Annotated in this window: 23 protein-coding genes and 1 pseudogene; 17 read left to right on the forward strand and 7 right to left on the reverse strand. The window is 69.3% G+C overall.

Translation table 11 applies throughout. From position 1 onward, the window contains the following. Window positions 1-95 precede the first annotated feature (95 nt). From ACFVWU_RS39325 to ACFVWU_RS39345, 5 genes and pseudogenes are all read left to right on the forward strand, one after another. Window positions 96-257, forward strand: a pseudogene (locus ACFVWU_RS39325) (IS5/IS1182 family transposase); the annotation flags it as partial. Further along, window positions 254-652 carry a hypothetical protein gene (locus ACFVWU_RS39330; protein WP_387630200.1) on the forward strand — a complete coding sequence of 133 codons (399 nt, stop codon included), beginning with the start codon at window positions 254-256 and terminating at the stop codon, window positions 650-652. The pseudogene ACFVWU_RS39325 and the gene ACFVWU_RS39330, both read left to right, overlap by 4 nt. A gap of 145 nt (window positions 653-797) precedes the next feature. After that, window positions 798-1,265: a hypothetical protein gene (locus tag ACFVWU_RS39335; protein ID WP_387630203.1), complete on the forward strand. Its 468-nt coding sequence runs from the start codon at window positions 798-800 to the stop codon at window positions 1,263-1,265. 1,077 nt (window positions 1,266-2,342) lie between these two features. Further along, window positions 2,343-3,827: a group II intron reverse transcriptase/maturase gene (gene ltrA / locus ACFVWU_RS39340; RefSeq protein WP_387630205.1), complete on the forward strand. Its 1,485-nt coding sequence runs from the start codon at window positions 2,343-2,345 to the stop codon at window positions 3,825-3,827. Window positions 3,828-3,964: 137 nt separating this feature from the next. Then, entirely contained in the window at window positions 3,965-5,683 is a 1,719-nt protein-coding gene (locus tag ACFVWU_RS39345; RefSeq protein WP_387630245.1) for an IS1182 family transposase, read from the forward strand. A gap of 104 nt (window positions 5,684-5,787) precedes the next feature. On the opposite strand, the gene ACFVWU_RS39350 is transcribed toward ACFVWU_RS39345, so the two are convergent. Then, window positions 5,788-6,666, reverse strand: coding sequence for a GNAT family N-acetyltransferase (locus tag ACFVWU_RS39350; protein WP_387630206.1), 879 nt, complete (start codon window positions 6,664-6,666; stop codon window positions 5,788-5,790). 395 nt (window positions 6,667-7,061) lie between these two features. Between ACFVWU_RS39350 and ACFVWU_RS39355 the strand changes: the two genes are divergently transcribed. Beyond that, entirely contained in the window at window positions 7,062-7,460 is a 399-nt protein-coding gene (locus ACFVWU_RS39355; protein WP_387630209.1) for an Imm21 family immunity protein, read from the forward strand. Between the two features lie 14 nt (window positions 7,461-7,474). On the opposite strand, the gene ACFVWU_RS39360 is transcribed toward ACFVWU_RS39355, so the two are convergent. The 4 genes from ACFVWU_RS39360 to ACFVWU_RS39375 all read right to left on the reverse strand — a co-directional run bounded on the left by ACFVWU_RS39360 (window position 7,475) and on the right by ACFVWU_RS39375 (window position 10,217). Further along, window positions 7,475-7,855 (reverse strand): hypothetical protein, encoded by a 381-nt coding sequence (locus ACFVWU_RS39360; protein WP_387630212.1) that lies wholly within the window; start codon window positions 7,853-7,855, stop codon window positions 7,475-7,477. Window positions 7,856-7,900: 45 nt separating this feature from the next. Next, window positions 7,901-8,320, reverse strand: a complete 420-nt coding sequence (locus ACFVWU_RS39365; RefSeq protein WP_387630215.1) for a DUF5959 family protein — start codon at window positions 8,318-8,320, stop codon at window positions 7,901-7,903. Between the two features lie 244 nt (window positions 8,321-8,564). Continuing rightward, on the reverse strand, window positions 8,565-9,497 hold the full coding sequence (locus ACFVWU_RS39370) for a hypothetical protein (protein ID WP_387630217.1): 933 nt from the start codon (window positions 9,495-9,497) through the stop codon (window positions 8,565-8,567). A gap of 306 nt (window positions 9,498-9,803) precedes the next feature. Continuing rightward, the gene (locus ACFVWU_RS39375; protein WP_387630218.1) at window positions 9,804-10,217 is read right to left on the reverse strand and encodes a hypothetical protein; all 414 of its coding nucleotides are present in this window, start codon (window positions 10,215-10,217) and stop codon (window positions 9,804-9,806) included. Window positions 10,218-10,595: 378 nt separating this feature from the next. Here ACFVWU_RS39375 and ACFVWU_RS39380 point away from each other — a divergent pair, with 378 nt between their 5' ends. The 8 genes from ACFVWU_RS39380 to ACFVWU_RS39415 all read left to right on the forward strand — a co-directional run bounded on the left by ACFVWU_RS39380 (window position 10,596) and on the right by ACFVWU_RS39415 (window position 15,938). Then, the gene (locus ACFVWU_RS39380; protein WP_387630247.1) at window positions 10,596-10,919 is read left to right on the forward strand and encodes a DUF6042 family protein; all 324 of its coding nucleotides are present in this window, start codon (window positions 10,596-10,598) and stop codon (window positions 10,917-10,919) included. A 165-nt stretch (window positions 10,920-11,084) separates the two neighbouring features. After that, on the forward strand, window positions 11,085-11,366 hold the full coding sequence (locus ACFVWU_RS39385; RefSeq protein WP_387630220.1) for a hypothetical protein: 282 nt from the start codon (window positions 11,085-11,087) through the stop codon (window positions 11,364-11,366). Window positions 11,367-11,477: 111 nt separating this feature from the next. Continuing rightward, window positions 11,478-12,473, forward strand: coding sequence for a hypothetical protein (locus tag ACFVWU_RS39390; protein ID WP_387630222.1), 996 nt, complete (start codon window positions 11,478-11,480; stop codon window positions 12,471-12,473). Window positions 12,474-12,677: 204 nt separating this feature from the next. After that, on the forward strand, window positions 12,678-13,028 hold the full coding sequence (locus ACFVWU_RS39395; RefSeq protein ID WP_387630224.1) for a hypothetical protein: 351 nt from the start codon (window positions 12,678-12,680) through the stop codon (window positions 13,026-13,028). Continuing rightward, window positions 13,025-13,285, forward strand: a complete 261-nt coding sequence (locus tag ACFVWU_RS39400; protein ID WP_387630226.1) for a hypothetical protein — start codon at window positions 13,025-13,027, stop codon at window positions 13,283-13,285. Before ACFVWU_RS39395 ends, ACFVWU_RS39400 begins: the two co-directional genes overlap by 4 nt. A 216-nt stretch (window positions 13,286-13,501) precedes the next feature. After that, on the forward strand, window positions 13,502-13,981 hold the full coding sequence (locus ACFVWU_RS39405) for a hypothetical protein (RefSeq protein ID WP_387630228.1): 480 nt from the start codon (window positions 13,502-13,504) through the stop codon (window positions 13,979-13,981). 375 nt (window positions 13,982-14,356) lie between these two features. Then, window positions 14,357-15,220, forward strand: a complete 864-nt coding sequence (locus tag ACFVWU_RS39410; RefSeq protein ID WP_387630229.1) for a hypothetical protein — start codon at window positions 14,357-14,359, stop codon at window positions 15,218-15,220. Between the two features lie 463 nt (window positions 15,221-15,683). Further along, entirely contained in the window at window positions 15,684-15,938 is a 255-nt protein-coding gene (locus ACFVWU_RS39415; RefSeq protein ID WP_387630231.1) for a type VII secretion target, read from the forward strand. Window positions 15,939-15,955: 17 nt separating this feature from the next. Here the strand turns inward: ACFVWU_RS39415 and ACFVWU_RS39420 are convergent, their stop codons facing one another. Beyond that, the gene (locus ACFVWU_RS39420; protein ID WP_387630234.1) at window positions 15,956-16,258 is read right to left on the reverse strand and encodes a hypothetical protein; all 303 of its coding nucleotides are present in this window, start codon (window positions 16,256-16,258) and stop codon (window positions 15,956-15,958) included. A 92-nt stretch (window positions 16,259-16,350) separates the two neighbouring features. On the opposite strand from ACFVWU_RS39420, the gene ACFVWU_RS39425 reads away from it, so the two are divergent. From ACFVWU_RS39425 to ACFVWU_RS39435, 3 genes are all read left to right on the forward strand, one after another. After that, window positions 16,351-17,415 carry a hypothetical protein gene (locus tag ACFVWU_RS39425; RefSeq protein ID WP_387630236.1) on the forward strand — a complete coding sequence of 355 codons (1,065 nt, stop codon included), beginning with the start codon at window positions 16,351-16,353 and terminating at the stop codon, window positions 17,413-17,415. A 415-nt stretch (window positions 17,416-17,830) separates the two neighbouring features. Then, window positions 17,831-18,160: a hypothetical protein gene (locus tag ACFVWU_RS39430; RefSeq protein ID WP_387630239.1), complete on the forward strand. Its 330-nt coding sequence runs from the start codon at window positions 17,831-17,833 to the stop codon at window positions 18,158-18,160. Between the two features lie 211 nt (window positions 18,161-18,371). Continuing rightward, window positions 18,372-18,998: a hypothetical protein gene (locus ACFVWU_RS39435; RefSeq protein ID WP_387630242.1), complete on the forward strand. Its 627-nt coding sequence runs from the start codon at window positions 18,372-18,374 to the stop codon at window positions 18,996-18,998. 231 nt (window positions 18,999-19,229) lie between these two features. Here ACFVWU_RS39435 and ACFVWU_RS39440 read toward each other — a convergent pair whose 3' ends face one another. Further along, a complete protein-coding gene (locus tag ACFVWU_RS39440) occupies window positions 19,230-20,141 on the reverse strand; it encodes a recombinase family protein (protein WP_387630244.1) in 912 nt (303 codons plus the stop codon). Window positions 20,142-20,310: the final 169 nt, after the last annotated feature.

Consider the following 20,310-nt stretch of genomic DNA (forward strand, 5'->3'; position numbering starts at 1 on the left):
GCCGGATGCGGTGAGAGTCGCACGTCCGGTTCGGTGAGCGGTCCGGGGAAACGGGACCAGGGAGACCTGGTCACCGCGCCCCGGGCCGACTCTCCGTCAACGGCACCCTCATGCTCCACCGGCGCCTTGCCCGTGACTACGACCACCGGCTGGACAACGCCGCCTCCCGCGTCTACTGGGCCTCCACCGCCGGCATGCTCCGCCGCCTCACCACCCCCAGCCCCGCCTGGCGCGACGAGGTGGGGCTGGCCGCGTGAACGTCACCGAACTCCTGCGGCTGTTGCAAGCCGAACACGACGAGACCACCGCACGCGCCGACGGCCTGCGAGAACAGATCGAGCAACTCACCCGAGCCCTGGCCGAAGTCGAGGCCCGCCTCGCCGAGATCGTCACCACCCGCAAGGTCATCGACAGCCTCGCCCCGCCCGACCACGCACAGGCCTCCGAGGAGCCCGCCACCGTCTACCAGCGCATCGTGACCGCCTTCAACGAGCACCCCGGGCGGGTCTTCCAGGTTCGCGACCTCCACGAACTCCTCGGACTGCCCACCGACGAGCCCTCGATCAACGTCACCCGCTCCCGCCTGGGACGACTCGTTCGTCAGGGACTCCTCGACCAACCCGGACGCGGCCGCTACCAGAAACGGACTTAACGTCCTCTCAGTGCTCAGGGTCCATCATCGTGATGAATTTTTGCACTCGGAGTGTTTTGGTGGCGGCGAACTTCAGTGCGTGTCAGGAAAATCCCTGGCGACGGGAGTTCTCCTGCCGCACTCACCCCGCGTCGACGATCTGGAGATGGCCAACATGGACCCGCAGAGCCGCAGTCCCGAAGGAAGCTTTGCCCGAAGCCTCGAACAGACTCCGTTCGGCCTCAAGGAAGGAGAGCGGAGGCTCAAGATCCAACTGGCCTTCAACGGCAGTCCCAAGGGGCACATGAGCGTCTACGGCAACGGTTGGACCTCCTGGTCCGGCGATGCACTCGTGTTCGCGGAGTGGACGGACAGCGACGGCAAGACGTACTTCCGCGTCACCGACGGCGACTGGAAGGATTACTACCTCTCGGTCAACCACAATGCCTATGTGGGCCTCTACGGATGGAGCAACGCGGTTCCCTGGAAGTTCGAGATTGTCGACGGGAAGAATCGGCTGAAGTGCCTCTGGAACCACCAGCTCCTGTCGTTCTACTCGGATTCCAACAAGTACCTGTACGCCTGGGACGACTACAACGAGCTCGAAGCGAAGCCGGAATGGCTGAACTCCTGAGCGGCAGGGCAGCGTACTGACGCTTGGCCTCGGGGCCACGTCAGCCGGGCGGGTAGTCCTGGGGGACTACCCGCCCGGATCGCATTCCGGCGAAGGTGTCGCCGATGTCCGGTATGCGGTGAGCTCTAGCTGGATGGACTGGGCTCGGAAAATGTGAACGCATTCGTCGCGCGGGACAATCATGTCCCAGCAAATACCGTCCTCGACGTCAGTGGTTTTCATTCTTTCGCCGGGCTCCTGGTAGGTGGTGCCGTCCGGGTAGAACGCTGTCCTCTGACGGATGATCTTGACCTTTTGCCAGGTGAGTTTGACCGCCCGGTTCAGCGAGCGGGTTCGGTCCGGATCTCGCTGCGCGGGGAGGGAAGGATAACGGGCCCTTATCCTTCCCTTCTTCGGCGGTCCGCCGGGCGGGTGAACCAATGCGCCGGGCCGTCCCCGCACGCCGCCGCGGTCATACCGGCCGACCGACGATGGACGCTATGACGCACCGCACGGTCCCCGGGCCATGAGCACGGCCCCTTCGCCGTGGCCACCTGACTGGGCGCACTGCGGGCACGGCGCCGACCCCACTACCGACCCGGTCGGCTGCCGGGGAGGGCAGGAGCGGCCCTGACAAAGCCGGGACGTACCAGTACTGCCAGATGGCGCGGGTTCGGCAAGCGAGACGAAGAGGAGTACGTGAGGAACCGGCGTTACTACGTCCTTCAACCCCGACACCGGCTCGAACCTGGCGGATCTGGGCCGGGCGCGGTGCGTCTCATCGTCCTACGGGTCGGCGAGAACTCCCGCGACCGTATTCAAGAGCGGGCGTGGGAGGCCACGAGGAAAGCCTGCGGCGTACTCGTGGCGAGGCCGCTGGGACATAGTCGGGCTCCTACTTCGACAAACGAACCACAGTGAACACGGGAACCGTCCGGTCACAGCTCCGCGCTCCTCATCTCCCTGGTGAGGACTGCGGATAGGCGCACCGACAGCCGAACGGATCGGGCGGGGCGGAGCCGCCGTAGTACTCCGAGGCCGGGAAAGCCGGTCACATGGGGAAGGGCGGCAGCGGAGAACACGCAAGGAGAGACTGCAATGCCAGAAGACGCCTCGCTGAACGGCGAGGATCCGAGCTCTCGGGTTCGGGTACTGGAGATGCAGATCAAGCTGCACCGTTGGGCGACGGCCGATCCCGGCCGTCGGTTCGATGACCTGTTCAACCTCGTGCATGACCCGGCGACGCTGACCATGGCGTTCGCCCGGGTCGCGGGAAACCAGGGCGCCCGCACTCCCGGCGTTGATGGCCTGACGGTCATCGAGGTCGAGGAGCGGATCGGGGCGCCCGGGTTCCTGCACGACCTGCGGGCCGCTCTCAAGGACGGCTCGTTCCGACCCCTTCCGGTACGGGAGCGCAAGATCCCGAAACCGGGCGGGTCGGGGAAGGTCCGCAGCCTCGGGATTCCGACGGTCGCGGACCGGGTCGTGCAGGCCGCGCTGAAGCTGGTGCTGGAACCCGTCTTCGAGGCCGACTTCACGCCGGTCTCCTACGGGTTCCGGCCCGGCCGGCGGGCCCAGGACGCGATCGCCGAGATCCACCACTTCGGCACCAACGGCTACCGCTGGGTGCTGGATGCGGACATCGAGGCATGCTTCGACCGGATCGACCACGTGGCCCTGATGGACCGCGTGCGCGCCCGGGTGAAGGACAGACGCGTTCTGGCCCTGGTCAAGGCGTTCTTGAAAGCCGGGATTCTGACGGAACTCGGCGAGAACAAGGAAACCATGACCGGGACGCCGCAAGGTGGAATCCTCTCCCCGTTGCTGGCCACCATCGCCCTGTCGGTGCTCGACGAGCACCTGATGGAGCCGTGGAAGCCGGGCGGGGCGATGGCCACCGCATGGCAGCGCCAAGCCCGCCGCCGCCGCAAGCAACTGCCGAACTGGCGAGTCGTCCGCTACGCGGACGACTTCGTCGTGCTCGTCAACGGCAGCCGCGAAGATGCGCTGGCGGTACGCGAGGACGTCAGCCAGGTGCTCAAGCCGCTGGGTCTTCGCCTGTCTCAGGAGAAGACCCAGGTCACACACCTGGAGGACGGAATCGACTTCCTGGGGTTCCACATCCAGTGGCGCCGCAAGAAGGGGACGGATCAGTGGCACGTCTACACGTTCATCGCCAAGCGCCCCATCCGGCAGTTGAAGGCGAAGATCCGTGCCCTGACCCGCAGGCAGTCGCAACAAGATCTCAAGGCCCTGCTGATCAGGATCAACCAGATCGTGCGGGGCTGGTCCGCCTACTTCCGGCACGCCGTGGCCAAGAACCAGTTCAGCGCACTCGCCGACTTCATCTGGTGGCGAGTGATGCGAATGCTGAGGGCGCGGCACGACTGGACGTGGAAGGACATCCGTCGACGGTTCGTCACCCCCAGCGGGCGGTGGCGGCCGATCTCGGCGGAGGGAACCGAACTCTTCGACATGGCAGCGGTAGCCGTAACCCGATACCGCTGGCGAGGAGCCCGCATCCCCAGTCCATGGACCGAGTCGAGCCTGATGGCAGTCTCCGTGGAGAGCCCGTTGCGTTGAGAGGCGCACGGCGGGTTCGGCGAGAAGTCCGGGGAAACGGACCGGGAGCAATCCCCGCACCGCGCCCCGGGCTTACTCAGCAGTTTCCCGGTGTGCCCGCCTGATCAGCGGGCATGCTCGGGGCTGATCGAAGACCGATGCAGTTGTCGAGGTGTCAGTTGTCGCTCCGCCCCCGTTCCGGTGAGCAAGTCCCGTCTCTGACCGCGCAGATCGCGCGGGCGAGCAACCCGGGCGGTACGACCGCGATGTGGGTCAGAGACCGGCTGGACGGGCTGTGGTGCGACGAGGACTTCGCGGGCTGGTACCCCCGCGATGGACGCCCTGGCATCTCGCCCGCCCAGCTGGCGACCGTCTGCGTGCTGCAGTTCCTGCTCGGCCTGTCGGACCGGCAAGCGGCGGAGGCGGTCCGCTGCCGTATCGATTTCAAGTACGCCTTGGCCATGGAGCTGGACGATCCCGGCTTCCACCACAGCGTGCTGGCGGACTTCCGCGAGCGCTTGGCCCTGGATGACCGCGCCGACCGTCTTCTCGATCTGGCACTTGCGCGCCTGAAGGAGGCCGGGCTCGTGCGCGAGCGCACCACGCAGCGCACGGACTCCACCCCCGTCCTGGCTACGGTACGTGACCTGACCCGGCTGGAACTGGTCACCGAGGCCGTCCGTGCCGTGCTGGAAGAAGTGGCCCGCACTGCTTCGCACCTGCTGACTGGCCTGGTGGATGAGGACTGGGGGCGCCGCTACGGCCGCCCGGTCCGTCTGGGCAAGAACCCCACCCGGCCGAAGACCAGGATTCTTGCCGCGGGCGAGGACGCCTGCCGGCTGCTGGAGCACTTCCACGAGCACGGACCGCGCTACCGGCTCGGCCCGCAGGCCGAGGCACTGCGGAAGATCATGATGCAGAACTACTACCGCGACGCGGCAGGCCACCTGCGCTGGCGCACCGCCGACGACGGTGGCCTGCCGCCCTCCGCCTCGGCGATCGTCTCCCCCTACGACACGACGGCGCGCTACGTCCGTCACGGGCACATCATCAGCTGGAAGGGGTTCGCCGCGCATGTCACCGAGACATGTGCCTCCGACAGCGTCAACGTGATCACGGACGTGGCCACCACCTCGGCCGCCACGAACGACGGCCAGGCCCTGCCCGGCATCCACACCCGCCTGGCACGTCGCGAACTGCTGCCCGCCGAGCACCTGGTCGACGGCGGCTACACCTCGCTGGTCCACCGGGAACGTGCCGCTCGCGAACACCAGGTCACTGTCAGCGGGCCGCTGCCGGGCAATCCCACCCGCCAGCACCGCAGGAGCGAAGGCTTTGACCGGGACGACTTCCACATCGACTTCGACCGCCGGCAGGTCACCTGCCCCCGAGGCCAGGTCAGCCAGGGCTGGCACGGTCCCTATCCAACCTCTTCGCCCACCGCGGCACCCCTGATCGTGGCGCGGTTCACCAAGGGCCAGTGCCAGCCGTGTCCGGACCGCCCCCGGTGCACCAGTTCCCGCGAGAGCGCCCGGAACGTGGGCTTTCCCCCGCGAGAACTCCGAGACCTGCAAGTCCGCGTCCGCACCGAGCAGCAGACACCCGAGTGGAAGGCCCGCTACGCGGTCCGCTCCGGTATCGAGGGCACCATCAACGAGTTCGCCCACGGACACGGCATGCGCCGCTGCCGCTACCGGGGCCAGCCGAAAGCACACCTACAGCACGTACTCACAGCCATCGCCGTGAACATCGAACGGCTCAGCGGCCGGCCAGTCACCGACGAAGCCCCGTCACCGAGACCGCCGACCGCCTTCCAGACCTTCCTGGACGATAACGACGTCCCCCGGCCGAAGTCCTGGCGAATCCTTGGCACGTGAGCCCGATCATCCGAGATCCCCGACAGAGTCAAGGTTAGGGCGTGTATCGAAAGCACGGACAGGCCCGGCGGGGTGACGCCCCGGTCCGGCCCGTCCGCTCTCTGCTAAAGGTCGAGCTGATGCTGGTGTGTCGTGTGCGTGGGTGTGTAGCCGAGACCGTCGTTGATCCGTCGCATGTGCGTGTTGCTGTCGGCGGTGTCGGTCAGGAGGCCATCGAGGTCCGGATAGTCCCTATGGGCTTGTCGGATCGACTCGGCCTTCATCCATCGGCCGAGGCCGTGTCCACGGTGCTCGGGCAGCACGCCCGTGCCGTAGTGCTGGCCGTCACCTGCGCCGTTGCCGGGGATGACGAGTTCGGTGAACCCGGCGATCGAGCCGTTGGAGGCGTCGATGGCGACGACGGTGTGCAGGTGGTCGCCGCGCTGTTCGACGGCCTTCGCCGCGGCCCGCACGCGGTCCACGTCCCAGGCCACGGTGCCGTACTCGGCGTCGTCCATGGGCATGTCGTCCATGGCGCGGCGTGAGGCGGCGAACGTCCGGGCGAGGTCGTCGGGGACGGTTCCCTGCCATGACGTCAGCCGGTAGCCGGGATGAGGACGCTCGACGATTCCAGCGAGGATGGTGGTGTCCACCTCGGCCATTGCCAGGCGGGTGTACCTGAAGGTGAGGACCTTCCGGAAACCGCGCGCTGCCAGGAAATGGTCGCCGGGCGATCCGGCTTCTGCCTGCGCGACGACGCGGCGTCGGGCGTTGTCCCGGGCGATGGCCACGACGGTGTCGAGGAGCCGGGAGCCGACGCCCTTGCGGCGCTCCGCAGGATGAACGCGGAGGTCGAGCTCGGCGAGGTGATCCTGTCCGCCGTCGAGCAGACGCAGGAAGGCGGTCCCGGCAGGGATGGAATCCGCGTCCGACGCCAACCAGGCAAGACGCCGGCCGTGCGGCCCGTGAGCGGGGTCGGTCAGTGGGGTGATGCGAAGGGACAAGGTGTCTCCGTCGAGAGGAGGTGGCAAGGGTCAGTACGCGAGCTCAACTCCTGGGCACTCGTGCGCATGTGCTCCACACCTCCTGGTCGACAGCGCCGGCCTGCACCGATGCGGGCGGCTGGGCGAACCTAGCTGGCCGCCGGACCCCTGGGCAACGGATTAACGAAAAGGCGGTGCGCGTGTGTGGTCACAGCCACTCGTTGATGGCCGCGACGAGCACGGTCGCCTCATAGCGGACCGCGAGCTTGTCGTATCTCGTGGCCACGGCGCGATGCCTTTTGAGAGGATTGATGCCACATTCGACCGCATGCCGAGCCTTGTAGTCCTCGGCGTCGAACTTGGGCGGTCGGCCGCCGCGAGCGCCGAGTCTCTTGCGGTTGCGAGCCTGGTCGGCCTTGTCCGGGAGCGACGTCTCCGCGCTGGTGCTGGGCGACGAGCCCGCCACCACCTGCTACCTGCCCGAGCAGAGGGCCTTCATGCGCCGGCTCGCCGCCGACTCCGACGCCGAGCTGCTCGCCGCTGCCGAAGCGGCGCTGAACGACCCGGCGACGCCGTGGAAAGAGTGCGGTCTCTGGGAGACCGACGGACCGGCGGTCCTCATGGACTCCGCCGAGGCCGGCAAGAACCTCGGCGTGCCATACCCGGACGGCAGAGGCGAGCCGGACCAAGCCCCCGTCCACCTGCCCGCAGGGCGCTGGAGGGTCCGCGCGTTCCAGAAGACCGGCGACTCCCCTTGGATCAGCGTGGTTCAGCTCCTTCTACAGGTCGACGGCCAGTCGACAACGGCTCCTTGACTCGCCGCCGGTCCTCACGGGTTCGACCTGCGTGCGGTCCGGAAGTCCTGGTACTCGTCGCAGACGATGCCGTCGTTGACCCAGCGTTGCGGGTCTGCGGCAAGTTCACGCTCGGACAGATGCAGGGCCTCCTCGGGGGTGGGCAGGACAGCGATTTCCCGCCCCCAGGTCTCGTCCTCGGGGGCCAGGGACGGGAACTCGGTGATGTCGAGGAAGGCGTCGGTGCCGACGTCTTCGACCTCGCTCAGGTAGATGGTGATGCCCGCACGGCCGGGGCTGAGGGCGATCCAGCGGAGCCCGGGCCGGCCGTCGATTTCGATGGCGCCGAGGAACTGCTCGATCTGCTTCCCGCATTGGAGGGCGCTGAGGGCGAAGGCGGGGGTGAGGTGCCGCATGGCAGTTCCTCTGATGGGTGCTGGTCGGACAGGCGTCCCGGACGGTCAGCCTGAAAGGATTTGTCGAGCCTTCACCAGACGTTCTCGATGGTCTTCGATCCAGCCCGCGGGCGGGGACATGGGCAGGCTGACCGTCACCTGCGAGGACGGCTCATCGCTGATCGACACCCCGATCGCCCTGGGGCTGAGCGGCTTGATCTTCAGCTGGACCGTCCGACCAGAGTTCAGCCACGAGACGAACCTGTTCCCGGCAAGGCTGTCGAGAGCCTCTTCCCACATGTCGAGCTCGAAGGCCGAGATCCCCACCCGGAAGTTGCCGGTGACGGTCTCCGTCGACACGACGAACTCACAGTCCAGGAACTCACTGCCCGGATCCGGTCGCTGCAGCACCCGCAACGCGACGACATGACCGCTCGTCCCAGGCGGGTCGGCAAGGTAGATCAGATCGTCCAGTTCGTCGTCCATCACGGCCCTCTCACTCGATCTCGAACAAGGGCATCATTCCGGACAGCACCGACACGCCCGGGGGCGCTCTCACTTCTCACCGACCTTCTCACCGACACTCCGCGCGCCACCGGTAGGCGTCTGGTCTCCAAAGCCACCAACAGCTGCTCTCGATGGCCACCCACACAGCCAGAGCTCGCACCCGCAACCCCGGAGGCACGGACGCTGGGACGGCTCCGAAGGCCCCACAACGCCCAACGGGCGCTCACGATCGGTACGCAGCGTCGTGATGACTGCGCAGCCGGGGGCTACGGATCGCGGGCAGCCCGACCAGGGTGTCCCTGAAGGCGCCATCGTGGGGTTCCAGGGGGTACCAGGGTCGCGATGGCAGGGGGTAGTCGTCGCGTAGGACACCCTCCGGGAGTACCCCGGTGGCGGGCGTCGGCGAGGTCTCCCCGGGGCTGGTGAGGTACGCCCAGACTCCGCTGTCCAGCGGCACTACCGTCGCCTCGCGGTCGGGTGGGCGCCACGGCTCGCCCGTGCCGGGGTGACGGGGGACGAGGAGGACGTCGGGGCGGGGCCGGGGCTCGGGGATGCCCGGGCCGGCCAATCCCACAGAGCGGGGGTCGGGCCCGGGCGGGAGGTAGCGGGCCACGGCGTGGCCGAGCAGTTCGGCGACGGGGCCGGCGGGGAGGGTCACCGGGTGGTTCTCGGTGGCCGCCACGAGGTGGGCCAGCGCGACGCCGAGCGCGGCCTCCCAGCGGCGGCTCCACGACCCGTCGGGTTCGACGGGCGGGACGCGGTGTTCGGCACGTTCCAGGTCCGCCCAGCCGGGCAGCGGGCCGTCCGGGAGCCCCGAGGAACGGCGGATGACCGCGTCGGGCTCCAGCCACACGGTCTGCCACGAGCCGCAGTCGTCGATCCGGGTCGCCACGGCTCGTCCGCACCCCGCACAGGCCAGATTGGGCCCGGCCCGGCCGTCCACGCCCCGGCAGTAGCCCTCGCACTTCTCCAGGATCAGAGTCATCGACCGGGAGTCACCGGGCGCGATGACGATCCTGCCCCGCGCGCCGAAGGAGACGGAGTACACCGGGGCGTACACGCCCTGGCGGGCAGCCGTTTCCTCTCCGACTTCCTGCCACAACCGCCAGGGCGGCCCGGTGGGCCGGGGGTCGACGGCGTACGTCCCCGGCTCCATCAGCGGAGGATGCAGTTCCTCCCAGGCACCATGGTCGGTGTGGACGGGGAGTGCGACCCGGGACACCGGTACCGTCAGCTCGGTGCAGCACCCGGCACACTCGAACACGTCCAACAAGCTCCCCCCGCCGCGGTTCACCGGGATTGTGCCTCGCCCGAGGCGGAGGATCCATCGGATTTCGGAGCGGCTCCAGGGCTTCCGGGAGGCGCTTCATCCCCGACGTTGATGACGGGCCGGCACCGCCCCGGGTCGACGACCGCACCGGGCCGGAGCACCGGGTGGCTACTTCGAGGCCATGCGGGGCCTTCAGTTCTGTCCGGTGTCCGCGTTGTGGAGGCGGCGTTCAGTGAGGCTGGTCACCCCGCTCAGCGCGTGCAGCTCGTCCTCCAGCACGGCCTTGTCGATGGTCAGCTGGCGGATCGCCTCGGCGTAGATGCGAACCAGCTTGCGCAGGTCGCTGTTCTCACGCCGGAGACGGGCGGTCTCGTCGTCGGCCCGGGCGCTGTTCTTCGGGGTCGTGGCCGAGCGGTGCCGGTCGGCAAGCCGGTTCTTGAACCAGGTGATCAGGTCGGGGTAGTTGCGGTAGAAGGTCGCGTGGGTGACGCCGAGGCGCTTCTCGACGTTGGTGACGGTGGCGCGTCGGCCGGCTGCCTCGCTATCGGCGAGTTCGGATTCCATCGCGGCGCGGACCTGCTCGTCGGTGGGCAGGTGAGAGCTCACGGGTTCTCCGTCTTGGTGTCCGGGGCGATGCTGACCGTCTCGGTGAGGAAGTCGGCGAGCTCCTGTCGGCGGGTTTGGAGCCGGTGCCGGACGAACGGTGCCAGCTGGTCCGCTCGGGCGAGTTCCTGGTCGTGGGCGTCCAGAGTGCTCGCAGGTGGGCGGTGTTCTCTTCGGACAGGGCGATGTTGCGGCAACGCAGGGGCTGGCAGTCCGGCAGCGAGGGGCCTTCCTGGCCGTCGTCGCGGCGGCACAGCGCCCGGTCCGGGTTGTGGACGCAGGTGACGTAGTGGCCCGGGTAGATGCGCGGGTCGTGCCGGGCCATGTGGCACTGCAGCCGCTTCGGGTCGTTGATCACTTTGCCTTCGAAGCGGCCGCCGCCTGGGTCGTGGTCGGCTCGTTGGCGAGCACCGTGACGAAGTAGTCGTTCAGGTCGACGTCGTACCGGACGGGCGCCGCCTCGAGGAAGTCACCACCAGTCTGCAGCGCCTGGCCCGCGTCATCGACGGCGATCCTGACGCCCGCCAGGCGGTCCTGCTACTGCTCGACCAGGGCGACTTCACCGCCACCGCAGACATCGCCGCGATCCCTCCGCACAAGGTCTTCCGGCTGCAATGCGACTGGGAGAAATTCGATCAAAGCCGCATCTCCATCCACGGCGTCAACGACAACGGCCAGATCGTCGTGACGCTTCCGGAGGACTGACAACCTCCCGGCACGACCGCCAGGAGCACCACACTGTGAGGGCAGACCGCAGCAGGTCAGGCGGATGAAGAACTCGCGCAGCCGGGCAACCGACGACTTTGGGTCGCGTCGACCGCAGCCGAGGCGACCGTCCAGCTGCGCACGTCACCATCTTGCTGCGCCACGTTGCAGGCCACCTTGCACGAGCTGCGCACGGCCCTGTCCTGCTACTACGGCCTACCCGGCGACCGCGAAGCCTTCGAGCAGGCTCTGGCCGCCGCCCTCGACTCCTCCCCGGTCGGCGACCTGGCCGCCGTGGCCGAGGTGATCGCCACCTACCGCCACCGGCTGACTCTGCGCACCAGCCCCGCGGCGATGGACTCCCTCGCCGCGTCGATCGGCGGCCAGCAGTGGACCCTGGCCGCCGACGTGCTTGCCCGGCTCCGCGCCGTCGGCGGCGACCGGTGACAATCCAGCCCGAGCCTCAGCCGACGCTGCTGCTCGTCTCCTCTCCGACGCTGCCGAGCACGCCCTCGTCCAGCTGCGCGACGTGTCATCGGCCGGCGGTTGACTGGCGTCATGGACGACACCACCCATCACCTGCACCGCGTCGACGCCCTGCTGGCCCGCCCGACGCCAGGCGTCACCCGCCTGCCGGCCAGCGGTGACCTGACCACCGCCCTGCGCCGCCTCGTTGAGGCGTTGCGCCCGCGCTGGGGGTCGTCGCGCAACCTCGCGACCGGTGGCTTTGTCGACCCCACCCTCGACGAGGGTCGCGGGCTGCCGCTGGCCGCGCCGCTCGCGGGCCGCGTGATGGAGCTGTGCGGATGGGCGGTGGGCGAGCGCTGGGTCGGCTGCGGGATCGTCCGGGATGACAGGGGCGGCGAGCCGTCCCTGGTCGCGGTAACGGCCCGCCGGGTCGACCCGGCGACGGCCTGCCTGTCGGCGGGGGACTTCGAGGGAGAGGACGGGGACGACGGGCCGGGTGCCCGCTGGGTGCGACGGCTCGCCGCCGTGACCGGCCAGCCGCGGTCGCGGCAGTGGCCCGTCGACTGGTCGTCGGCCGAGGCCCGGCTGGGCACCGTCCTGCCCGCCGACTACCGGCACCTGGCGGAACACTTCGGCCCCGGCACGTTCGCCGGCTTCCTCGACGTCTTCCTGCCCGGCCCCCAGCCCGGCTCCGACACCCCGTTCCCGTACATGCCGTGCCTCGTCGAGAACGCCCGCAACCTTGTCGAACTCGCCGCCGCCCACCCCGGTGTCTCCGACCTCTACCACCCCTACCGGCTCCACCCCGCCCCTGGCGGGCTCCTGCAGTGGGCCGGCTCCGTCCAGGCCGACCAGTTCTACTGGCTGACGGAGGGTGCGGACCCGAACCGGTGGCCGATCATCGCCCGAAACGAGGACGGCGACCACCAGGCCCGGTTCGACGGTTCCACCGCCGAGTTCGTCCACCGACTCCTCACCGACCACCAACACCCCTTCTCCGTCTCGGAGCTCCTCGACCGCCCCGACTTCGAGCCGTACGAACCCCACGACCCCTGCGACCCTTCTGAAGACCGGCGGCTGCCGTAGCGCTCTCAACCCCTGGCCGCGCCGATCGGCGGGCAGCAGCGGCCCCCGGCCGCCGAGGCCTTCGTCTGGGTACGCGCCGTCGGCGGCGACCGGTGACCAACCAACCCGAGCAACCGGCGCCGCCGGGCCCCCTCTCTGGCCCGTGAGGGCCGTCCGGCCTGCCGGGGGCGAGTAGTCTCGGTCGCGAAGGAGAGGAGTGCCGTCATGAGTCAGCCCGTGCACGACGGAGTCGAGCTGATCCCCCGGCCCGAACAGAGTCCGGCCGCGCTCAAGGCCGCCCTGGCCGTCGTCGCCGCGGACCGCCTTCCCGAGATGATCGACGGGCAGACGAGGGCCATGGCCGAGGCCATCGCCACGGGCAGCGTCCAGCCGATCAGGGCCTTCGTCACGCACTGGGCCGCCGTCGTGGAGATCGAGCGGCACCCGGCCACCGCGCAGGCCTACCACCGGGCGAACTACCTCGCGAACCACGCCGGCACCGTCCAGGAGTGCCGGGAGCACGCCACCACCGTCGCCGAGCTCTACCGCGCCGCCTACGCGGCGGTGAACGAGTGACCTGGAGCTGGGAGTACCTCCCCAGCGAGCAGCACGTCACCGCCGGAGCCCCGGCCGACTTCCTCACGGCCGTCGAGCAGCGGGCCGCCGAGCTCGTTCGCGTCGCCGAAGCGCTCTACCTGGACGGCACCTCCTACCAGGGCAGCGGCGAGCCGATGCGCTACCTCGACGTCGCAGGCGGTCTGCTCGCCTACTACGTCGTCCCGCGCCTGGAGCTCGTCGTCGTCTGCCAGGTCACCCCACCGCCGACGCTCTGACCCCCGGCATTGCCGGGTCGGCAGAGGGGGGATTTGCCGCCTGGACTGGGTGTGGGAGCGGGCCGTTCGCAAGGCTGCGGAGTCCGCGCCGTTCCGGGAGCGCCGGGACCGCTTCCACTGGCAAGTCCGGTCTGACGCGGACGATGGATTCCCCTGGCGAGCCTAAATCCTGCCAATTCCCAACACGGAGAGCAACCGATCCGTCACGCTGTCGGAATGACCGATCAGGAGATCACCCATGGCCCTGGTCGAACCGGGCACCCGGTGAAGCCGGTCCCCAAAATCCTGGCGATCTTGGGCACCATTGTGCTGGCCAGCTACACCGGCGTCTGCGTGTTCATGCTGCTGTCGTTCACCCGGGAATGCCTGAAGGGGGAAAGCCCGGTCTCCGTTGTCGCAACGGTGATGGCGGTGGCTGTCGGCGGCGCGCTATCAGGCGTGCTTCTCTTCAGCGCTCCGCGGATGTTCTGGTCCTGGGTGATGCTCGCGGTCTGTGTCGGGGGCACTGCTGTCCCGACTGCGGCCATGCTCTCCGAGCACAATGGCCTGAACGACGTAGAGGGCTGGGCCCTGCTGGTCACGCTCACCGCTGTTCAGGTAGGCGGCTTCTTTGTTTCTGGGGTCGCACTGCTTGCGATGTGGTTCCCACGGACCTTCGACGCCCTGGCGATGGCCGGAGGACACAACATCCGTTGACCAGGACCGCTTCACCAGCCAGATGGCCGCTCAGTCCGACGGCCCCGACCCATCTCGCCGCTGTGTGTTCGGTCGGTCCTGCCTGCTGTCCGGCTGTCGGCCAGTTCCGAGTACCAGCAGATCCGGAACTCGTGGCACCGCCCGCACGTTCTTGGGCCCCGCCTGGCCCGCCTGGCCCGCCTGGCCCGCCTGGCCCGCCTGGCCCGCCTGGCCCGCCGGGCGTGCCTGGAAGACGGCAGCACCGTTGCGTCGGAAGGCCGTTCCGAACCTGGTGACCTTCCAGTCCGGCGTCCTGCGGCCTTGAACGGGTGGGCTTTCGAGCCAACCGAGCAGGTTCAGACGACAGTTGGTGTCCGCGGTTCCTACGATCGAGGGATGCCCGTCTCCCGTAGCCGCAAGCCGAGCAAGCCTGCCACCCGGAAGATCCGTCGGTCGCCGGGTCCCGGTGCACCGACGCTTCAAGACACCACCGACCTCGTCGTCAGCATCCTGACCACGGCCCCACCCGAGCAACTGGTCGAGCTCCTGATGCCGCATCTGCTGACCAACATCTCAGCTGGCCAGCCAGCCAACCGCTGCGTCGACGCCTCGCTAACCCTGCGATATGCCTTCGGGCAGTTCGCGATACCCAGTGAACTTCTGGCGGTGTCCCTCATCACCGAGGAACCGAGCGGGGTACGGCGCGAGCACGGCAGCTCCCAGCCCACCTGGAGCCCTGACGGCAAGACATTCCATGGCCACAGCGTGCTGTTCCTGACACAGTCTCAACGGTTTGTCGATGCCACCGCCGACCAGTTCGCGGAGGTCCGCCGCCACGGCCTCGGCCCCGTGATCGGACGCACCGTCGCCGGTACCGAAGCCCTCGCGGCCGGACAGGTCCTGCCAGCCGGCAGCAGCATCGTCGTGCAGCGCGGCGACCTGCTGCTGCGCTACACCACCACCGCGGCCGAGGACACCCCGCTGCTCGCCGGGCACCCCTGGGTGGCACGGCACGCCGATCGGCACCGCCAGGCCGGGGTGAACCTGGCCTCCCTCACCCTTCAGGCGCTGCGGGCCCCCTGGGCGATCGAGAGGGCACTTCAGGCGCCCTACCCGCGGCTGAGGGCGCTACTCACCGCGATCGGGGACACCCCCTACGAGCCGGACCCGCAGAAGAACCTGGTGTTCCAGTTCCCCGGCGGCCCCCTGCGACTCGACGAGGTCCCCCTGCCTGCGGGAGTCCCGGCGGCCCTTGGATAGCCCTGCGCCGCCCAGCCAGCCGCCGATCGGTTTTTCAGGAGCTCCGAGCCGGACGACTCTGCTGGTGTTCGGTACCGCAGACCAGTTGGCCACTGGCGATCGGGCGAGCGTCGACTTGGCGGTGTCGCAGCTCCCTGTCACTGTCGGAGCTGGCTTGTAGCAGCTTTCGGGGTGTTCGTCGGTGCGTGCGTCTGAGGTCTGATGGGTACGATCGATCGGTTACTGGTCTGGGGAGAGGTTGGTGTGTTGCCAGTCGTAGGGGGTGGAGTGGGCCATGTCTGATCGGGCGACCGAGTTCGACCGCATGATGAATCCGTGGGCGTACGACGCGAACGGCCAGTTGACTGCCGCGGCCAGGCGTCAGGAGGCCGCTCGGACGCAAATCAACTCGGCGGGTTCGCCGGGCGGTGCTTCCGGGGGGCGCTGTCGGCCGAGGTGACCACGTTGGACGGCGCGGCCACGAATGCCGAGCAGATCAACGGCCGTCTCGGCGGTGAGTGCAAGGGTGCGGACGACAAGATGGGTGCGGTCGCGGCGCGGACTTCCGGGGTTCGGGGTCGGGGCGGCGTGCAAGGACGCCTCGGGGACCTGGGACAAGCAGGTCGAGGCGTTGTCGAAGGTCATCGGTGGGCTGGCGCAGAATCTTCGGACGACGGCCAAGGGCTATCGCGACGCCGAGGCCGAGGCCGTCAGGTCTTTCGAGCAGAACGGGGGCTGATACGTCGTGGTGGACTTCTACGATCTGACGCACGCGAAAGTTGATTCCCTGGGTACGGCCGCGGGCGCCTGGGACGAGATCGCCGGGAAGCTCAGGACGATGGACGGCGAGTGGAACAGCGGTGTCGTCGGCAAGGTCAACGGTTCCGGGTGGACCGGGAAGGACGCCGATGCGGTGAAGCCGGCACTCCAGCGCGGCAACGACCAGCTCAACGCCGCGGCGGTCGAGGCCGGCGCGCTCGCATCTGTGCTGCGGGAGGCGGCGACCGACATCCAGGCCGCGAAGGACAAGCTGAGCACGCTGGTGACGGAGGCCACCACGGCCGGCCTCACCGTCAGCTCAGACGGGACGGTCAGCTGGCCGGACCCTGACAAGGCGATCAAGAACGACCCCCAGGCGGCCGCCGCGTACCATGACACGGTCGAAGGCCGGCGACGTGCGGGCCCGGATCGACAGCGTCCTCCGGGAGGCCACCGGGGCCGACCAGCGGGCCTGTTTCGCCCTGCGCTCGGACGCCTCCGCCGACAAGGACGGCTCCTTCAACGCCCAGGCCGTCGGGGGTGGCCCGGAGGCGGACGCGAAGCGTGCCGCCCAGCTGGCGGCCAAGGGCAAGAAGCTCACCGATCCCGAACTCCTGGAGCTCAACAGCCTGTTGGCCGCCCATGGCGGCGACCCGGTGTTCACCACCAGGTTCCACGAGACGGTCGGACCGAAGGGCCTGCTGGTCTTCTGGGACAACATGGTCGGCGCCGACTCCGGCGTCGGGGGCGTGAGCGACACCCGCTTGCAGCAGTACCGGGACCTGCAGAAGAACCTCGGCACCACCCTGGCCACGGCCACCCGCCCCTCCAGCCAGCCGCACCTGTCGGACCAGTGGGAAGCCGACCTGCGCAAGGCGGGCGCCGAGCTGCTGTCGGAGGAACCGCCGGTCGGGATGGGCACCCCACCGTACATCCCCCGCGGGTACCAGGTGCTGGCCGGCATCCTGCGGACCGGGAACTACGACCCGCACTTCCTCAACCCGATCGCCGAGCACGTCCTCCAGCTCGACGCCAAGGACACCAACCGGACGAGGCCGTTCTGGCCCGACTACGGGGGCGACGAGCGGGGGATCTTCAACATCATCGGCCAGGACGGGGCAGCGGGCTACCAGCCGCTCACCGGGATCCTGGAAGCCCTCGCGCACAGCCCCGAGGCGGCCACCAAGTTCTTCCACGACCAGCCCACCGCGTACAACACCGACGGCACGGTCAACCCGAACGGAAAGCCCAAGCCCGCCGACTACCTCCACTACCTGGCGCACGACAAGGAGTTCAAACCGGACACCCTCTCCTACGACCCGGACGTCCAGACGAAGTCCCTGGCCAGCGGTCCGACCGCTTTCGGCCACGCGCTGGAAGCCGCGACCAGCGGGCACCCTACGACGACATGCCCTCCACGCCGACAAAGCACCTGGCCGACCAGGCGGATGTCATGAACAAGGTCATGAAGGAGTTCGGGCAGGACGAGAACGGAAGCCTCACCCGCATCACCGACAAGCCCGGCCACAGCGCTCCGCTGGCGGCCCTGCGCCCGAGCCTGGGAAGAATGACCGCCGACTACATGGGCGACATCCAGCAGGCGATGAACCTGTGGGACCGAACCCTGCCGGTCAACGGCGCACCGGCCAGGCTCGACACCTCCGACGTCCGCTCCGTGCTCAACGTCATCGGCCGGGACCCGGCCGCCTACGGCAGCGTCATCAACGCCCAGCAGGCGTACACCACCGCTCTGATCCACGGTGCCTTCGCCGGTGGCGAGACCGACACCGGGAAGCTCGCCATCCCGGTGGAGAACGCCGCCAACGCCGACGGGACCGTGGCCGGCGTCCTCAACAAGCCCGGGCCGACGCCGTGTACAAGCAGCACGCCGCCTCGGACAAGGCGTTCAACGACGCGGTCCAGAACGGCTCCTTCTGGGCCAAGAAGGCTTTCAGCACCGCCCTGGGCGGGATTCCCAACGTCTTCCCCGACGTCCCCGACTTGGTCGGCCTGCCCAAGCCAACGGACTTCATCGTCGACCAGATCCTGCAGTCGGTCACGGCGAGCGTCCAGCAGGACACCACGGCGGCCGCCCAGGCCGAGGCCGGCCACGGCGCGGACGGCGGCCGCAACTCCAACGCGATCAGCGCGGCCCAAGCCGTCCGGGACGCGGCGAAGGGCTCGGCCTTGACGCAGACGTAGGTCGAGCAGCTCGCCGCACGGGTCGGCGGGCAGGCCGCTCAGGGCGGTGCCGTGGGCGCCGGCGCGAACAGCACCGCCAACGGCACGAGGTGACTGCCGCACACCGCGGCGCCCGGGGCCGTGGGCTCAACGAGCCCACGACCCCGACGCCGGACACCGACGCCGGGGCCAGAGAGAAAGCCGACTGCCGCAGAGAAGAGGACACAAGCGGATGAAGGTACGTCGATCGTGGACGGCTGCGGCCGCCTTGCTCGTCGTCTCCTCGGTCGGTGGCGGCCTGCTCCTCTGGCACCGGGCGGACGCCCCGGGTCCTGGCCAGCGGCCTACGGCCCTCATCCCGACCGGCGAGTGCCAGGGCACCCTCGACGACGCACGGTTCAGCGAAGCCCTGCAGTCGGCCTCCACGCCCACGGTGCGCACGGATTTCACTCCGCCGACGCAGTCCGCCCCGGCCTACCCGTCCTGCGTCGTCAACGGCAGTGACCAGCGCAGTCTCGTCGCCACCGTTGTGGGAACCGCGAGCGAGGCGGAGCGGATCCACAACGAAGGGCAACAGGTCCCCAGGGACTACCAGCCGTTCTCCGACGGCGAGGCCGGTGACCGCTCCTCCGTGGTCCGGTTCTCCTGCGTGACCAGACCGGCGCCCGACAGCCCGGACCACACCTGGTACTACACGGCAGCCCTCAACCTTCACGCTCCTGACAACCCCGCCATCCCGGCTCCGGGGCGGCAGAAGATGGCAGAACTGTCGGTGGCACTCGCCCGCCAGGCCGTCGGCAAGGCCCTGGGGTGCACCAACACCATCCAACTGCCTGACGGGCCGTTCACGTTCACGTGACCCAGACCGGGCGGCGTGCCGAAACCTGAGGTTGAAACTGATAGGCCCGCATGCTGAGGTGCCGCGTGACCAGGGCCGCTCCACCACCCGCCCGCCGACCGCTACCGTCAACCACGCGGCCCGGCCACCAGGACGCGGCCGTCCCCAGACCGGCCACCCTGCACGAGCTGCGCACCGCGCTCTCCCGCTACGGGGTGCCGTTAACGACCGTGTCACCAGCCCCAAACGAGCTCACGGCCTCTCAGCGGCTGTGATGCGGGCGGCGTAGACCCGGTGGGCGTTGCGCGCGGCTGGCCCGGCCGTGTCGGCGGCGAGGGCGGCGCGCTGCCGCAGAGCGGCGCGGTGGAGTTCGAGCGGGGCAGTGATCCGAAGCGAGCGGCCCTGACCACGGCGGATGGTCCGGGCGGAGGCAAGAGCTCGGCGGACGGTCTCATCGCCGGTGGTGGCGAGGCGGTCGGCGAGCAGGCCGGGCAGGTCGAGGGTGATCTCCGGGTCCGGCGCCGACTGCTGTTCGGCGGCCCAGTCCGGGAGGACGTCGAGCTGCCCGGGCAGCTCGCGCGCGCCGACGGCGTCCAGGACGCGGCGGATCGTCTTCGGGTCGACCTGGTGCTGCCGGGCGAGGGCCTTGACGGCGGCACCTTCGCCGAACGCCTCGACCACCTTCGCCGCCTGGTTCGGGTCGAGCGCGGCGGGGCGGCCGAGCGTCTTGCCTGCGGCCTCGGCGGCGGCGACGCCTTCGCGGGTGTTCTCGCCGATCATGTCGCGCTGGAACTCCAACACGGCGGCGAGGACGGACACCATCATCTTGGTGCCGGGGTCGTCGGAGGCGAGGTCGATTCCGGAGAGCAGGCCGGATTCGACCCGCAGGTGCAGGCCGCGGCGGATCAGCACCGGGCGCAGGGCGAGGATGTCGGCGACGGAGCGGAAAAGGCGGGCGGCGTCGGCGATGCGGATGGTGTCGCCGACGGCGGCCTCGTGCAGGAGCCGGGTGAAGCCGGCGCGGTCGAGGCAGAGCTGCCGGGTGGAGGTGGCGGGGTCCTCGTAGGCGGGGGCGCCGGCGGCCAGCAGCGCGGCCAGGGCGTGGCGCTGGCGGGAGTCGGTCTGCTTGTCGGTGGAGTGGCGCAGGTAGATCCGGTCGGCCATGGGGGCCTGGGCCTTCCTCGGGTCGGCCGGACGGGGCCCGGCGGCGCGGTCTGCCGTCACTTTAGGGGGCGAAATGGGGCTCTTCTGCTCCATCTGTGGGTCGCTGAGGAGCGCCTGACGCAGTACACGCCGTCCCCTGTGCAGATCTTGAGGTGTCGAGACTCAGGAT

Source organism: Kitasatospora sp. NPDC058190 (genome assembly GCF_042883685.1).
GTDB lineage: Bacteria > Actinomycetota > Actinomycetes > Streptomycetales > Streptomycetaceae > Kitasatospora.